The sequence below is a fragment of the Micromonospora sp. WMMD964 genome (assembly GCF_029581455.1).
GTDB lineage: Bacteria > Actinomycetota > Actinomycetes > Mycobacteriales > Micromonosporaceae > Micromonospora.
Genome location: NZ_CP120860.1, coordinates 4,022,158 through 4,037,342, shown reverse-complemented (window position 1 = coordinate 4,037,342; position 15,185 = coordinate 4,022,158). Strand labels below are relative to the sequence as shown.

13 protein-coding genes are annotated in these 15,185 nt (G+C 72.7%); 11 read left to right on the top strand and 2 right to left on the bottom strand.

The window, feature by feature from the left end:
* The first annotated feature begins 141 nt into the window (after positions 1-141).
* The 9 genes from O7616_RS18435 (at position 142) to O7616_RS18395 (ending at position 9,201) form a co-directional block, all read left to right on the top strand.
* Positions 142-648, top strand: a complete 507-nt coding sequence (locus tag O7616_RS18435) for a helix-turn-helix transcriptional regulator (protein ID WP_282303142.1) — start codon at positions 142-144, stop codon at positions 646-648.
* A 253-nt stretch (positions 649-901) separates the two neighbouring features.
* Positions 902-3,292 carry a nitrate- and nitrite sensing domain-containing protein gene (locus tag O7616_RS18430; RefSeq protein ID WP_282303141.1) on the top strand — a complete coding sequence of 797 codons (2,391 nt, stop codon included), beginning with the start codon at positions 902-904 and terminating at the stop codon, positions 3,290-3,292.
* A 16-nt stretch (positions 3,293-3,308) separates the two neighbouring features.
* On the top strand, positions 3,309-3,713 hold the full coding sequence (locus O7616_RS18425) for a roadblock/LC7 domain-containing protein (protein WP_088989969.1): 405 nt from the start codon (positions 3,309-3,311) through the stop codon (positions 3,711-3,713).
* A 50-nt stretch (positions 3,714-3,763) separates the two neighbouring features.
* Positions 3,764-4,957, top strand: a complete 1,194-nt coding sequence (locus tag O7616_RS18420; protein ID WP_282303140.1) for an ABC transporter substrate-binding protein — start codon at positions 3,764-3,766, stop codon at positions 4,955-4,957.
* A complete protein-coding gene (locus O7616_RS18415; RefSeq protein WP_282307663.1) occupies positions 4,957-5,850 on the top strand; it encodes a branched-chain amino acid ABC transporter permease in 894 nt (297 codons plus the stop codon). The genes O7616_RS18420 and O7616_RS18415 overlap by 1 nt, the downstream gene beginning before the upstream one ends.
* Entirely contained in the window at positions 5,847-6,854 is a 1,008-nt protein-coding gene (locus O7616_RS18410; protein WP_282303139.1) for a branched-chain amino acid ABC transporter permease, read from the top strand. Before O7616_RS18415 ends, O7616_RS18410 begins: the two co-directional genes overlap by 4 nt.
* On the top strand, positions 6,851-7,594 hold the full coding sequence (locus tag O7616_RS18405) for an ABC transporter ATP-binding protein (protein ID WP_282303138.1): 744 nt from the start codon (positions 6,851-6,853) through the stop codon (positions 7,592-7,594). The genes O7616_RS18410 and O7616_RS18405 overlap by 4 nt, the downstream gene beginning before the upstream one ends.
* Positions 7,594-8,391 carry an ABC transporter ATP-binding protein gene (locus O7616_RS18400; protein WP_282303137.1) on the top strand — a complete coding sequence of 266 codons (798 nt, stop codon included), beginning with the start codon at positions 7,594-7,596 and terminating at the stop codon, positions 8,389-8,391. Before O7616_RS18405 ends, O7616_RS18400 begins: the two co-directional genes overlap by 1 nt.
* A 6-nt stretch (positions 8,392-8,397) precedes the next feature.
* A complete protein-coding gene (locus O7616_RS18395; protein ID WP_282303136.1) occupies positions 8,398-9,201 on the top strand; it encodes a class I SAM-dependent methyltransferase in 804 nt (267 codons plus the stop codon).
* Between the two features lie 168 nt (positions 9,202-9,369).
* Here the strand turns inward: O7616_RS18395 and O7616_RS18390 are convergent, their stop codons facing one another.
* Entirely contained in the window at positions 9,370-9,981 is a 612-nt protein-coding gene (locus O7616_RS18390; RefSeq protein WP_282303135.1) for a dihydrofolate reductase family protein, read from the bottom strand.
* Between the two features lie 214 nt (positions 9,982-10,195).
* On the opposite strand from O7616_RS18390, the gene O7616_RS18385 reads away from it, so the two are divergent.
* Together O7616_RS18385 and O7616_RS18380 are read left to right on the top strand one after the other, a co-directional pair.
* Entirely contained in the window at positions 10,196-11,176 is a 981-nt protein-coding gene (locus O7616_RS18385; RefSeq protein ID WP_282303134.1) for an ATP-binding cassette domain-containing protein, read from the top strand.
* Complete coding sequence (locus tag O7616_RS18380; RefSeq protein ID WP_282303133.1) at positions 11,173-12,000, top strand: ABC transporter permease; 828 nt, start codon at positions 11,173-11,175, stop codon at positions 11,998-12,000. Before O7616_RS18385 ends, O7616_RS18380 begins: the two co-directional genes overlap by 4 nt.
* On the opposite strand, the gene O7616_RS18375 is transcribed toward O7616_RS18380, so the two are convergent.
* Complete coding sequence (locus O7616_RS18375) at positions 11,997-15,179, bottom strand: BTAD domain-containing putative transcriptional regulator (RefSeq protein WP_282303132.1); 3,183 nt, start codon at positions 15,177-15,179, stop codon at positions 11,997-11,999. The two genes, O7616_RS18380 and O7616_RS18375, sit on opposite strands and share 4 nt — an antisense overlap.
* Positions 15,180-15,185 lie beyond the last annotated feature (6 nt).

Genomic DNA, 15,185 nt, shown 5'->3' with positions numbered 1-15,185 from the left:
TGCGTTCGAGGATCGATGTCGGCGAACGTCTTCACACCCATCGCATCCTGGGTTAAGAATTGCCCTCTATGAATGTTCAGCTCATCCGCCAATCCCGATCTGGCGTCCGCTGCTGATTCCCGTAGCCACGAAGGTGAGCGCATGGAGCACACGTCCCCGTCGAGCTCTGCTCACTCCGCGGCCAGTCAGCGGTTCCGATGGGAACTGCGCGACTGCCGGGTCCGGCGGGGTCTGACCCAGCGGGCCCTGGCGGATCTGGTGCGGTTCAGCCGGGAGACTGTCGCGGCGGTCGAGTCGGGTCGCCGGTTCGGCAGTCAGGAGTTCGCGCTGCGGTGCGACGAGGTGCTCGGCACCGGCGGCCGACTCGCGGCGCTCTGGCCGCAGGTGGCGGCCGAGCAGTTGGCGGCCGACGGTCGTCGGGGGCCCCGCGACCCGCAACCGTCTCGACAGCAGCCGCCGGTGCCGCGTCAGCGTGATCGGCGCGACGCGCGTGACCCGGGCGCCGTGGTGGACGCGATCGACGAGCTGCGTGAGCTGATCGGCCAGGTGCTCAGCGCCCCGGCCGAGCCCGGTGAGTCGAGCGACGCGCAGCGACGGCAGACACCGGAGGCCGCGAAGCTGACCTCCGAGCCCCACGACCAGCGCTGACCCCACGGATCCAGCTTCGTCTCGCGGCGTCACCGGTTGCTGACGTTGGGTACAGATGCTGGTACGGGCAGTTTGTACCACGGCCAGGTCTGGTCTACGAGCGCGGCTTCCGGCCGAATGGGACTTGCATTCGGCAATGTGCGGATAGACCGTCATCGACGAGTCGTGGGAGTCAATCTTGGCGTCGAGCACCCGGTCCCACGCGGCCAGACCCTACCCGACCCGTCGACGCGGTTGGAAGATCGCCGGCCGAATGCGCCTGATCGTCGCGGCACCACTCGTCGCCGTCATCGGCTTCGCCGGGCTCGCACTGACCGAAAGCGCCCGCCAGACGGCCCGTGCCAGCGACCTCCGGATCCTGGCCCAGGTCGGCGCCGAAGCCGGTGACCTCGCCTACCGCCTGCAACGCGAGCGGATCGCCGCCGCCGACCTGCTCACCTACGGCGCGCCGGAGCAGCAGGACACCTTCGCCGCGGAGATGACGGCCACCGACGACGCGGTGAGCCGCTACCGCGCGCAGCGACAGCGGCTGACCGCCGACGCCGACGCCAACCGGGACCTCCTGCGCCGCATCGACGCGGCCCTGGACGGGCTCGCCCCGCTGCGCACCCAGGTACGCACGGCGACGCACGCGTCGGTGTCGGCGATGACCTTCAGTTACCGCATCGCGATCGCCGATCTGATCAACTTCCGGGAGGCCGTCTCGCACGGCGTGGTCGACGCCCGACTCGCCGACGGGATCCGCGCCTCGGCGGCGCTGTCGAAGACGGCCGAGGCGATCGGTCAGCAGCAGGTCGCCGTGCTGCGGGCGGTGGCCGGTGGCGAGCTGACCCCCGCCATGCAGCAGGACATCACCGCCGCCCGCACCAGCTACACCGAGTCGAGCCTGTCGTTCCTGGCCCTGGCTCCCCCCGACTGGAACAGCTGGTGGGAGCAGGCCGGCACCGGCAAGGAGGCGCTCACCCTGCAACGGATGCAGGACGAGGTGTCCCGGGCCCAGCCCGGATCCCGGTTGCAGCTGGAGACCGCCGCCTGGGTGTCCACCACGCAGACCCGCGCCGCCCGACTGGCCGACCTGCGGGCACGGGTCGACGCCGCGGTCCGCGACGACGTGCGGGCCGCGCACGCCGACCAGCGCCGTCGAGCCGTCGCCGAAGCCGTCGGCGTCCTCCTGGCGCTGGTCCTCACCGCCCTGGTGACCTGGCTCGTCGCCCGGCAGATCACCCGACGCCTGCGTCGCCTGCGGGACGCGGCCAACGCGGTGGCCTTCGAGCAGCTCCCCGCGGTGGTGGCCCAGCTCCAGCAACCGGGCAGCGCCGCCGTCGACCCGGACAAGCTGGCCCGCCAACAGTCCACCACCGCCCTCGAACCGTCCAGCGACGACGAGATCGGCGAACTGGGCCAGGCGTTCAGCGCGGTCCACCAGGCCGCCGTCCGCACCGCCGCCGAGCAGGCCGTCATGCGCGCCAACACCGCCGACATCTTCATCCACCTGAGCCGCCGCGAACAACGGCTCGTCGACGCCGTCCTGGCCCAGGTCGACCTGGTCGAACGGGACGAGACCGACCCCGACCGGCTCCACCAGCTGTACACGCTGGACAACCTGGCGACCCGGATGGGACGGATCAACGCGAGCCTGCTGGTGCTCGGCGGCGTCGGCGTCGGTCGCGTACGCCAGCGCGACGTCCCCCTGCAACAGGTGCTCCAGGCCGCGCTGTCGCAGATCGAGCACTACGCGAGGATCCGGCTCGGCATGATCGACGGTGACGTCGCCGTGGCCGCCAAGACCGTCGACGAGGTCGTGCACCTGCTCGCCGAACTCATGGACAACGCGACGACGTACTCGCCGCCGGGCAGTGAGACCTGGGTGAGCGGCCGGAGCCTGGGCGACCGCGTCATCGTCCAGATCAGCGACGAGGGCGTCGGCCTGTCACCCCAGCGGATGCAGCAGCTCAACGAGCTGTTGGCCCGCCCACCGGCCATCGACGTGGCCGCCGTACGGGCGATGGGGCTGGTCGTCGTGGGTCAGCTGGCCCAGCGGCTGGGCGCCACCGTCCAACTGCGACGCGGCCCCCGACGCGGCACCCTCGCCGAGGCGACCCTGCCCGCGGCGATCATCAGGTCACTGCCGCCGGAGGAGTACCTGCTCGCACCCGGGCGGCTCTCCCGGCGGGCGGCGCGCACCGCCGGCGCCCCGCCGCCGTACCAGCAGCGCCCGGAGCCCACCGCCGGACACCCACCGGCCGAGCGGACCCTGCCGGCGGCGCCGGTGTTCCGACCGGCTGCCCCACCCCCGGACCGGGGTGACGCGCCCACCGAGGAACTCCTCATCTTCGACCAGGTCAACCACTGGTTCCAGAGCGACGTCGTCGACGGCCACGAGACCCGGCAGTGGTCCAGCCCCGCCGACGACGCCTGGCGCACCGCCGCCCAGGCGCACTCCCCCGACGTCACCACGACCACCACGTCAGGTCTGCCCAAACGGCAGCCACAACGGCATCTCGTACCCGGCGGCGTGACGGTGCCCCAGCAGCAACAGAGATCCGAGTACCGCGACCCGGCCCAGGTGGCCACGGCGATGGCCGCGTACGCGCGGGGTGTGGCGAACCGACGGCGCACCCCGATCAACCTCGGCAACAAATGACGCGACAGGAGAGCACGTGAGCGACCAACAGGATCTCGGCTGGCTGCTGGACAACTTCGCCGCACGGGCCAGCGAGGTCAGCCACGCGATCGCCATCTCCAGTGACGGCCTGATGGTGGCCGCCACCCGCGACCTGCCGCCGGACCGGGCCGACCAGTTGGCCGCGACGGGCAGCGGGCTCGTCAGCCTGCTGCGCGGGGCGGCGGCCTTCTTCGACGCGGGCGCGGTGATCTCCAACGTCACGCAGCTCGAGGGCGGATTCATGTTCTCGATGGCGTTCAACGACGGTGCCTCCCTGCTGGTGCTCGCCGCACCCGAGTGCGACGTCGGCAAGGTCTCCTACGAGATGACCGAGCTGGCCAACCGCATCGGCGACGCCCTCACCCCCGCGGCCCGGGCGGCGCTCGCCCGCAGCCGCTGACAACCCGGCGCCCCCACGCCGGAGACCCCTCCCTTCCTCTGGAGAAAGACATGCCAATCACCACCCCTCGGCGCAGCCGTGCCCTCACCGCCGCACTGCTCGCGGTCGTCCTGACCACCGGCGCGGCCTGCGGTGACGACGCACCGGGCACGAGTGCCGGCGGCTCGATAAAGATCGGCCTGCTCGCGTCCCTGTCCGGGACGTACCAGGCCGTCGGTACGGAGATCCGCGACGGTTTCCAGCTCTACCTCGAAACCCACGACGGCAAGCTCGGCGGCCGACAGGTCGACCTGGTCGTCGCGGACGAGGGCAACGGCGCCCAGACCGCCGTCCCGGCGGCCACCAAGCTCCTCAAGCAGGACCGGGTGTCCGTGCTCACCGGCATCGTCGGCGGCGGCTCGGTCGCCGGAGTCGTCCCACTGCTCGAGGAGACCAAGGTGCCTCTCGTCGGCTCCAACGGGCGACCGGAACTCAAGGACGTCTCCCGCGTCTGGCACACCTCGTACCTGTCCGACGAGCCCGGGGCGGCGATCGCCCAGCACGTCCGGGACAACGTCAAGGGCTCGGTGTACGCGATCGGCCCGGACTACCAGGGCGGTTGGGACGAGCTGCGTGGGTTCACCGACGCGTTCGGGAAGATCGGCGGCAAGCTCGCCAACGCCGACGGCAAGACGACGTTCACCCCGTTCCCGGCCACCACCAACTTCACCCCGTACTTCGCCCGCATCAAGGCGTCCGGGGCGTCGGCCGTCTTCACGTTCTACGCCGGCAGCGCCGCCGTCGACTTCGTCAAGCAGTACGCGCAGTCCGAGATCAAGGACATCCCGCTGTACGCCGCCGGATTCCTCACCGAGGGCGGTGTGCTCAACGCGCAGGGCGACGCGGCCCGCGGCATCTACTCGGTGCTCAACTACTCGCCCGACCTCGACAACGCCGAGAACCGCGCCTTCGTGGCGGCGTGGAAGGCCAAGCACGACGGTTCACCGACGACCTACGCCCTCGCCTCGTACGACGCGGCTGCGGTGCTGGACCGGGCGATCGGCGCCGCCGGGGACGACCCGACCCCGGAGGCGATCAACGCGGCCATCGGCGAACTCGGCCAGATCGCCAGCCCGCGCGGCACCTGGCAGTTCTCCACCAGCACCCACTCGCCGGTGCAGAAGTGGTACCTGCGGCAGGTCCGCCAGGACGGGCGGGCACTGTCCAACACCGTCGTGGGTGACCTCGCGACCGTCGGCCGGTGATGGCGGTGGCGGCCGGCACGAACCGGATCGACCCGTACCTGATCCCGGCGCTGGACGGAGTCGCCTACGGGCTGCTCGTGTTCGTCGCCGCGTCCGGCCTGGTCTTCTGCTTCGGCGTCGCCAACATCCTCAACCTGGCGCACGGCATGCTCTACGCGATCGGCGGTTACACCGCCGCGGCGCTGCTCGACGGCGGCTGGGCGAGTCTGGCGTTGGCACTGGGGGTCGGCGTGCTGGCCGCCGCCGCGGCGGGGTTGCTCCTCGCCGGCCTGCTCACACCGGTCGCCACCGGTAACCACCTGGGTCAGGCGCTGCTGACGTTCGGCGTGGCGTTGGCCGGCGGCAGCCTGCTCGTCGCCGGTTTCGGTCCCGACGACCCACAGGTCCAGGTGCCGGCCGCCCTGGAGGGCTCGGTGGTGGTCGCCGGTCACCGCTATGCCGCGTACCGGCTGGTCTTCATCGTCGTCGCGGCGGTGATCGCCGTCGCGCTCTACCTGATGGTGCGGCGGACCAGGGCCGGGATGCTGGTCCGCGCGGCCGTCGACGACGCGGAGATGGTCGCCTGCCTGGGGGTGAGCCCGGCGCGGATCCGCGCCGGTGTCCTCGCCGCCGCGGGCGCGCTGGCCGGTGCGGCCGGGGTCCTGGGCGCGCCCATCATCGGTCCCGGCACGGACACCGCCGACACCGTGCTGCTGTTGTCCCTGGTCGTCGTCGTCCTCGGTGGTCTCGGGTCGATGGGGGGCACGCTGCTGGCCGCGCTCGCGATCGGCGAGATCCAGACCCTGGGGGTGGCGCTGCTGCCGTCCGCCGCGCCGTTCCTGCTGTTCGCCGCCATGGCCGCGGTGCTGGCCGTGCGGGCGCGTGGCCTGGCCGGCAGGTGGAGGACGACGTGAGGGACGAGGTGATCCGGCGGGCCCGAGGCGCCATCGCGGCACTCGTCCTGGCCGGTCTGGTCGTGGCGCCGTGGGTGGTCGACGACTACACCACGGCGATCCTGGCCCGGACGCTGGCGCTGGCCCTGGTGGGGGTGAGCGTCGCCCTGCTCACCGGTGTCGCGGGCCTGCCGACCCTCGGCCAGACCGCGCCGTACGCGGCCGGCGCCTACGCGTGCGCCGTGGTCGGCAGCCACGTCTCCGACGTCGGCGTCGTGCAGCTCGCCGTCGCGGCGGGCGCCGGGGCGGTGCTGGCCGCGCTCACCGTTCCGCTCGTCGTGCACGCCCGGGGGGTGGTCGTCCTGATGATCACCCTGGCGATCGGTGAACTCGCCGTCGTCGTGCTCGGTCGGTGGCGGTCGGTGACCGGTGGCACGGACGGGTTGGCGGGCATCGCCGCGGTCCGCCCGTTCTGGGGGCTCCCGCTGCTCGCCGACGACCAGGCCCGCTACCTGTACGCCCTGGTCGTCACGGCCACGCTGGTCGGCGTGGTGCTGGTGCTGCTACGTACCCGGGCCGGGCTGGTGCTGCGGGCGGGCCGCGACGACGAGGCGCGGCTGCGGGCCAGCGGGCACCGGGTGCCGCTGCACCTGTCCGCCGCGCACGTCGCCGCCGGAGCGATCGCCGGTGCCGCCGGCTCCCTCCTGGTCGTCGCACAGCAGTACATCTCCCCCGCCGACTTCGGGTTCGACACGTCCGCGCTGCTGCTGCTCGGTGTCGTCATCGGTGGCACCGCCTCGGTGGGCGGGGCCCTGGTCGGCGCGGCGCTGGTCATCGCGGCCCGGGACTGGCTGTTCGGGCTGCTGCCCGGCCACGCGCCGCTGGTGCTGGGCCTGCTGTTCGTGGCGACCGTCTACCTGCTGCCCACCGGCGCCCACCGGGCCCGGCTCCGGTTGCGCCCGCCGGAGGCCCCGTCGCACCGGCCCGCCGCCCAGCAGGCCGCCGTCCCGGAGCTGTACCGATGACCGGCCTACTCGACGCGCGGGGTGTCACCGTGCGGTACGGCTCGCTCGCCGCGCTCGACGGCGTCGACCTGTGTGTCCACGACGGCCAGCGGCACGCGTTGATCGGCCCGAACGGGGCCGGCAAGACGACCCTGCTCAACGTGATCGGCGGGTCCACGAGACCGCAGCGCGGCACGGTGAGCTTCGACGGACGCGACGTCGGTCGACTCGGGCCGGCGGCCCGCGCCCGACGGGGCATCAATCGCATCCACCAACGTCCCGCTGTCTTCCCGACGCTCACCGCCACGGAGAACGTCGTGGTCGCGGCGCTGCCACGGGTCGTCCCACGGCGCAGACGGTGGCCGGGCGGACGTCGCCGCGTCGCGCAGCACCGGGCGGGCACGCTGCTGGACCAGATGGGCCTCGCCGACGTCGCGGCGGTGCCCGCCGGGCACCTCGCACACGGGCAACGACGCCAGTTGGAGATCGCGATGGCCCTTGCCGGTCGCCCCCGCCTGCTGCTCCTCGACGAACCGGCGGCCGGGCTGTCCGCCATCGAGGTCGGCCGGCTGACCGAGGTGCTGCGGGCGCTGCCCAGAGCGGTCGCCGTGCTCCTGGTCGAGCATCGACTGGACCTGGTGTACGCCCTCTCCGACACGGTCACCGTGCTGCGCGACGGTCGGACCCTGGCCGCGGGCACCCCGGACGAGATCCGTACCTCGCCGCTGGTGCGGCAGGCCTACGCCGACGGGGTGGCCTGATGTTGTCAGTGGACCGCCTGTGCGCCGGCTACGCCGGAGGGACCGTGCTGCACGAGGTCAGCCTGCGGGTGCGCCCCGGCAGCATCCAGGCCGTGGTGGGTCGCAACGGGGCGGGCAAGAGCACACTGGTCCACACGATCGCCGGCCTGGTGCGCGCCTCCAGTGGTCGCATCGAGGTCGGCGGGGTGCACGTCGCAGGCCGGCAACCGCACCGCATCGCCCAGTCCGGCGTCGGTCTCGTCCCGCAGGGCCGACGGGTCTTCTCCCGACTGACGGTGGCCGAGCACCTGCACCTGGCGGCCGCGCCGTGGCGGGCTCCCAGCTCCGGCGGCGAGGGTTGGACGGTGGCCCGGACCCTCGACCTGCTGCCGAGGTTGGCGGCGCGGCTGCGACACCGCGGCTGCGAACTGTCCGGCGGTGAGCAACAGATGCTCGCGATCGCCCGGGCGCTTCTCGGCCAACCACGGGTACTCCTGCTCGACGAACCGTGTGAGGGTCTGTCGCCCGAGCTGGCGGCGCGGGTCCGTGAACTCGTCAACGGCCTCGCCGCCGACGGCTTGACCGTGCTGCTGGTGGAACAGCAGCTGCACCATGCGATCGAGATCGCGGACCGGATCGCGGTGCTGGAGTACGGCCGGGTGGTCTACGACCGACCGACCGCCGAGGCCCGCGTCGACCCGGCCCCGCTGGCGGCGATGGTGAGCGTCGCCGCCGCCCCGATGCCGCCGCCACCGAACCGATCGGCCCCTCGGCTCTGGGCCGACACCCCCACGTCACCCGACCCCTCGGAGAGGTAGACACCGATGGCAACCGCAACGAGCGACGGCACGTACACGTTCGACAACGGCCAACCGGACGCCGTTCCCCAGATGCACGCGCTGGAGTCCTTCCTGGACCCGATCACGACACGCCGTCTGGCCCGACCGGTGCTACGGCCGGGCGCGACCTGCTGGGAGGTCGGCGCGGGCGGCGGCTCGATGGCCCGGCGGATCGCCCGCGCGATCGGCGACGACGGTTCCGTGCTCGCCACCGACATCGATCCCACCCATCTGGTGGCCGAGGGCAACCTGCACGTACGCCGACACGACGTCCGGACCGATCCGCCACCCGGGGACGCGTTCGACCTGATCCACGCCCGGCTGGTGCTGCTGCACCTCCCCGAGCGACGGCGGGTCCTGCGTACGCTCACCGGCGCCCTGGCCCCCGGCGGGTGGCTGGTGGTCGAGGAGTTCGACTGCACCCAGCCGCTGCGCGTGCTGACCGCGCCGTCCGACGACGCCGCGAAGCTCTTCGCGCAGGTGATGGACGCCATGATGGGCGTCCTGGAGGACCACGGCGCCGACCTGGGCTGGGCACAGGACGTGCACACCGAGATGGCCCTGGACGGTCTCACCGACCTGGACACGATCACCCACTCGCAGAGCTGGGCCGGCGGCTCGACCGGCACGTCGCTCTACGAGACGAACTCCCGGCAGTTGGAGCCGGACCTGCTCGCCGCCGGGTTGTCGCCGACGCAACTGAACGCGTTCCGGCGGTTGGTCCGTGATCCCGGGTTCGCCGTCATGTCGTACCACTTCGTCTCCACGCGGGGCCGCCTGCCGGTCTGACCGGCAGGTGGACCACCGCGCGGAGAGCGCGGTCACGCCGTCCGTAGCTTGCCGCCGCAGCACGCCCCCCGCCGGCCGGACAGCTCTACGGAGGCGTCGACCGCACCGGCCGGGCTCCTTCCGAGGAGCCCGGCCGGTCCGTGCGTGGGGCAGGCAGACCTCCGGTGGTTACTTCGGGACGCTGAAGCGCAGGTGGGTGACGTGTGGTGACTCGATCACCGCGGTCCGTCGGAGTTCGATGTGGTCGGTGCCGAGGTGGTCGAACGGGCGGGTGCCGGTGCCGAGGAACACCGGGACGAGTTGGATGCGGATCTCGTCCACCAGCCCGGCCTTGACGAACTGTCGCGCGGTGGTGGGCCCGCCCATGATGAGGACGTTGCGGTCGCCCGCTGCCTGACGTGCCTGGCGCAGCGCGCTGTGCAGGCCGTCGGCGACGAACGTGAAGACGTCGCTCTTCATCGTCAGCGGCTCGCGCGACTCATGGGTCACCACGAAGCAGGGCACCGGGAAGGGGGTGTCCTCCCACAGGTCCACGCCGACGTCGAACGTCCGTTTGCCGAGCACCACGGCGCCCGTCGTCGCGTGGATCTCTCGCGCCTGGGCGGCGTCGACGCCCGTCGGGGTGACCCCGTCGGCCGCCACGGCGCGGTCGTCGTCGGCGCGGAACAGCCACTCGTGCAACCGCTCGCCGCCCACGCCCATCGGCTGTTCTTCGGAGACGTCGGGTCCGGCGGCGAAGCCGTCCAGCGACACGCTCATGCTCACCACGACGCGGCCCATCGCGTCCTCCTCATCGTTGGTCTCGCCGTCATGATGCCCTCGACATCGGTGAAGTGGGGGTATCCGGGCGGCTCGGACACCCCCACGTCGGGGAATGCGAGCGGATCAAGCCGGGGACTGGCCGCCGGGACCGGAAGCGGCGAGCCGGCCACCGTGTCAGCTCGTGTCGGTCGCGTGTCGGGGCCGTGTCAGCGGGCCCGCGCATGCTGTACGCATGACAGCTGACCTGGTGATCGAGGCCGAGGGCCTCGTCAAGACCTTCGGGAAGACGAGGGCGCTGCAAGGCGTCGACCTCGCGGTTCCCCGGGGAACGGTGCTCGGGGTGCTCGGCCCCAACGGCGCCGGCAAGACCACCGCCGTACGCATCCTCTCCACCCTGCTGACCCCGGACGGCGGAACCGCCCGGATCAGCGGTTTCGACGTGGTACGGGACGCCGAGCGCGTTCGGCAGACCATCGGCCTGACCGGCCAGTACGCCTCGGTCGACGAGGACCTGACCGGACGGCAGAACCTGGAACTGTTCGGCACCCTGCTGGAGCTGGGGCGTTCCGGTGCCCGGCGGCGGGCCGCGGAGTTGCTCGACTGGTTCGACCTGACCGACGCCGCGAACCGGCCGGCCAAGACCTACTCCGGCGGCATGCGGCGTCGGCTGGACCTGGCCGCCAGCCTCGTCGGCTCCCCCGACGTGATCTTCCTGGACGAGCCGACGACCGGGCTCGACCCGGCCAAGCGCGAGGACATGTGGGACGTGGTCCGTTCGCTGGTCGCCAACGGCTCGACGGTGCTGCTCACCACGCAGTACCTGGAGGAGGCCGACGCGCTCGCCGACGCGATCACGGTGATCGACCACGGCCGGGTGATCGCGCACGACACACCCGACGGGCTCAAGCGGGTGGTCGGTGGGCAGACCCTCGAGGTCCGACCGTCCGACCCGGCGCACCTGCCCCGGACCGCGGAGATCCTGACCCAGGTCGGCTCCGGCGCGCCGGCCGACGAGATCCGCAAGGGCGTCCTCGCGGTGCCGGTCACCGACGACACGGCCCTGACCGAGAGCGTCGCGCGCTTCGCCACGGCCGGCATCGCGGTCACCGAATTGTCCCTGCACCTGCCGAGCCTCGACGAGGTGTTCTTCACCCTCACCGGGCGCACGGCGTCCGACGACGACACCACCCGCCCCACGGAGGTCGCGGCATGAGCACTCTGACCGACGTCTCACCGACGACGAACCGCGGGCTGTCGACGACCCCCGCGAACCCGCGACCGTTCCGGCTGGTCCGGCACTCGTTGGCACTCGCCAAACGCAGCCTCATCAAGACCTGGCGTACGCCCGAGGCGCTCATCGACGTCACGTTGCAGCCGGTGCTGTTCCTCGTCATCTTCGTGTACGTCTTCGGCGGCGCGGTCGCCGGATCGACCCACGACTACCTGCAGTTCCTGCTGCCCGGCATCCTGGCGCAGACCATCGCCACGGGTGCCATCGCGATCGGCGTCAACCTCAACACCGACATCTCCAAGGGCATCTTCGACAGGTTCCGGTCCCTGCCGATCCCCCGCTCCGCACCACTCGTCGGCGCGGTCCTCGGCGACGTCGTCCGGTACGTGATCGTCACGGTGTCGACCCTCGCGATCGGCTACGTGATGGGTTTCCGGATCGAGACCGACCTGTTCCGGGCCGTCGCCGGGTGCCTGCTCGCGGTGCTGTTCGCGCTCTGCCTGAGCTGGCTGCCGGTGCTCGTGTCGATGAAGGTGCGTACCGCGGGTGCGGTGCAGGGCGTCATGTTCGCGCTGATCATGCCGCTGAGCTTCGCGTCCAACGTGTTCGTCGGCGCCGACACCCTGCCCGGCTGGATGCAGGCGTTCGTGGACGTCAACCCGATGACCCACCTGGTGGCGTCGGTCCGCGGCCTGTTCCTCGGCACCCCGCTCGGCTCGCACGTGTGGTGGACACTCGCCTGGTGCGCCGGTTTCGTGGTGCTGTTCATGCCGTTGGCGCTGCGCGCGTACCGGAAGAAGATCTAACCCGCGAGCAGGTCACCCATCAGCTCCCGGATCCGGGCGGCGGCTGCGGCGACCGGCCGCCCGCGCCACGCGACCAGCAACGACTCGCGCCGCTCCTCGTCAGCGAGGGCGGCGTCGAGTCGTTCGGCGGTCCCGGGTGGGAAGAACATCCCGACGTGGGTGCCGACCCGCGTCCCGAGCGTGAACAACTCCCGCGCGGTCTCGTCGTCACCGCGGTACGCGGCGAGTTCGGCGCCGCCCTGAGCCCAGGCACCGATGATCGGCAGGTCCTTCGAGGCGAGCGCGTCGTCCCGGGCGAGGGCCAGCAGCGTGACCGCGTGCGCGTCCGGGTTCTCCCCCGGCACCGGCCGCACCTGCGCCACCCGCAGGTCGAGGACGGCCACGGCGATGCGCAGCATGGCCTGCGCTTGCGGCTGCGGGTTCGTCCAGCCGCGCAGGATCCGGGTCACCCGAGCGCCGTACCCGCGGGCCTCGTCGTACTGCTGCCGCTGCCAGGCCAGGTGGGCCAACCCGAGGCAGGCGACCGCGGCGTCCACCGCCTCGCCGTCCCCCGGGGCGGCCGTCTCCGCCAGTCGTCGTTCGGCCTCCCCGTCACCGGTCAGGGCGAGCTGCACGTCCAGCCGTACCCGAATCGAGCGGGCGTCCTGGGTGGCACCGATCATCTCCATGTGGCGGACGCTGCGCGCCAGCCACTCGGCCGACCCGGTGTCCCCGCTGGGATTGAGGAACTGCCCGACGGCACCCGCCGCCATCGCCATGCCCCAGTGGTCACCGGCCGCCTCGAAACGGTGGTACGCCTGCTCGGCGTCGAGGACCGACGCGTCGGGCATGCCGCCGTTCTCCCGGGCCGCGGCGCGGGCGAACAGGCCGAGTGCCTGCACGTGCGGGTCGGGGTGCGCGACCAGCTCGTCAGCGGCCTTCATGCTGCGATCCACGTCGGAGGCGTCGAACTCGGGCAGCGCCGACGCGAGCGCCGTCAACCGGGACGACACCTCGTCGGGTCGCTCGGCGAGCAGCGTCCGCAGTGCCCGCCGGGCGAGCACCGCGAGCCGGAGTTCACCGCTGATGCCGGAGTTCACCCCGGTCAACAGGCACAGCCAGGCGAGCCGGTCAGCGTCGGGTAGTGGTCGCCCGACACCACGGCCGTGCAGGATCGCCGAGCGGCGTCGTCGGACCGGGTCGGCGACACCCAGTATCCCGCGCGCCCATCCGAGGACCTCCAGGTGCAGGCCGCGCACCGTCCAGAGGTGGAACAACGCCGTCGCGACGTCGACGGTGGCCGGTTCGTCGTCCTGGGCGAGCGCCCAACGCAGGGCCGCGAGCAGGTTGTCCTGCTCGGCGGCGCAGCGGTGCAGCGCCTCGACCTGGCCGGGGCCGACGAAGCGGCCGGCGAGCGCGACGGCCCGCTCCCGGGCCCAGCCGACCAGCCCGGCCATGGCCGCCTCGCGGGCACCGACCGCGTCGAGACGGGCTTCGCCGTACTCACGGACCGTTTCGAGCATTCGGTAGCGCGGCGGGCCGTCCCCCTCGACCAGGGTCAGCAGGGACTGCTCGACGAGTGTCGCCAGGCCGCGACGGACGTCCGGGGTCTGCGCGACGGCGGCGGCGAGGTCGGCGGTGAAGGGCGCGGGAATGACCGCGACCCGTTGCAGCAGGTCGCGGTCGTCCTCGGCGAGCAGCTCCCGGCTCCAGTCGACGAGCGCCCACAGGCTGGCGTGCCGCTCCGGCAGGCCGCGCAGGGCGTCGTCGAGCAGCGCGAACCGGTCGGTCAGCCCGGCGAGCACGTCGTCGATCGGCATGTGTCGCAGTCGCGCCGCGGCCAACTCGAGGGCCAGGGGCAGGTTGTCGAGCCGGTGGCAGAGGGCCAGCGCCCGCGTGGTGTCCCAGGTGGGCACCGCGCCACCGGCCCGGGCCCGCGACTCGAGGACGGCGAGCGCGTCGGCGTCGGGCAGCGCCGTCAGCCGGTGCACCAGTTCGCCGGCCAGACCCAGCGGGGCCCGGCTGGTGGCGAGCACCGCTACCTCCGCCGACGCCACCGCGACCAGGTCCGCCACGACGGTGGCCACCGCGTCGAGGACGTGCTCGCAGTTGTCCAGCACGACCAGCCCGTCGAGGTCGGGTGCCACCGCGCGAAGGCGTTCCTCGGGGCTGAGCACGCGCCGTTCCAGGCCGAGATTGCCGCCGGTGGACGAGGTGTCCGCGCCTCCGAGGGCTGCGAGCACAGTGGGCAGTACCTCGTCGGGAGAGCGCAGGCCGGCGAGTTCGATGACGCGTACCGACTGCCCGGCCGCCGCCGTGCGCCGCGCCACCTCGGCGGCGAGGCGGGTCTTGCCCGCGCCGCCGGACGCCACGATCGTCACCACCGCCGCGTCGGTGAGTGCCGCCACCACGGCCTCGACGTCTCGTTCCCGGCCGACGAGGGCGGTCATCGGCCGACGCCAGGCGGTGGGCAGGGCGATCCGCGTCGGTTGCCGGGGGGCCTCCGCGACGACCGGGGTGGTCAGTTCGCCACGCAACAGCGCCAGGTGAACCTGTGTGATCACCGGCGACGGGTCGGTGCCGTACCGGTCGGCCAGCTCCACCCGGAGGCGCTCGACCACCTCCAGCGCCTCCGCCTCCCGTCCCTGCGCGGCGAGGACCCGGACGAGCAGGGCGGCCGAGGGCTCGTCCGGCGGTGTACGGGCGACGAGCCGGCTCAGGTCGGCCTCGTCGAACGGGCCGGCGCCGGCGAGTGCCGCCTGCGCGCGCAGCGCGGCTACGTCGGCGAACAGGCGGGTGTCCTCGGCACTGACCAGCTCGGGCACCTCGGGGAAGAGGGCCCGCGCCTGGTCGGCGAGGCGCCGGGCGGCCGGCGGATCGCCGCCGTCGAAGACGGTTCGCGCCCGGTCGACGAGCGCCCGTGCCTCGACCGCGTCGACGGTGACCTCCTCGGCGGGCAGTCGGTATCCGCCCGGGACCGCGACCACGGGCAGCCCGAGGCGGCGCACCCGGGACACGAGTGCCTGCACGGCACCCGTCGCGTCGTCGGGTGGGGAGCCGTCCCAGACGGCGTCCACGAGCAGGCTGGTGGAGACCGCCCGTCCCCGGGCGTCGACGAGCGCGCGAACCACCGCCGCGAGACGGTCACCTCGAACGGGCTGGCCGTCGACAGCGAACGGACCGAGGGTGGTGATCTGCACGGACCC

What these genes read in the sequence shown, in the direction of transcription:
- O7616_RS18390 (WP_282303135.1), bottom strand. Translation starts at nt 9,981, where the DNA reads ATGGGCCGCGTCGTGGTGAGCATGAGCGTGTCGCTGGACGGCTTCGCC.
- O7616_RS18420 (WP_282303140.1), top strand. Translation starts at nt 3,764, where the DNA reads ATGCCAATCACCACCCCTCGGCGCAGCCGTGCCCTCACCGCCGCACTG.
- O7616_RS18380 (WP_282303133.1), top strand. Translation starts at nt 11,173, where the DNA reads ATGAGCACTCTGACCGACGTCTCACCGACGACGAACCGCGGGCTGTCG.
- O7616_RS18395 (WP_282303136.1), top strand. Translation starts at nt 8,398, where the DNA reads ATGGCAACCGCAACGAGCGACGGCACGTACACGTTCGACAACGGCCAA.
- O7616_RS18405 (WP_282303138.1), top strand. Translation starts at nt 6,851, where the DNA reads ATGACCGGCCTACTCGACGCGCGGGGTGTCACCGTGCGGTACGGCTCG.
- O7616_RS18415 (WP_282307663.1), top strand. Translation starts at nt 4,957, where the DNA reads ATGGCGGTGGCGGCCGGCACGAACCGGATCGACCCGTACCTGATCCCG.
- O7616_RS18385 (WP_282303134.1), top strand. Translation starts at nt 10,196, where the DNA reads ATGACAGCTGACCTGGTGATCGAGGCCGAGGGCCTCGTCAAGACCTTC.
- O7616_RS18430 (WP_282303141.1), top strand. Translation starts at nt 902, where the DNA reads ATGCGCCTGATCGTCGCGGCACCACTCGTCGCCGTCATCGGCTTCGCC.
- O7616_RS18400 (WP_282303137.1), top strand. Translation starts at nt 7,594, where the DNA reads ATGTTGTCAGTGGACCGCCTGTGCGCCGGCTACGCCGGAGGGACCGTG.
- O7616_RS18435 (WP_282303142.1), top strand. Translation starts at nt 142, where the DNA reads ATGGAGCACACGTCCCCGTCGAGCTCTGCTCACTCCGCGGCCAGTCAG.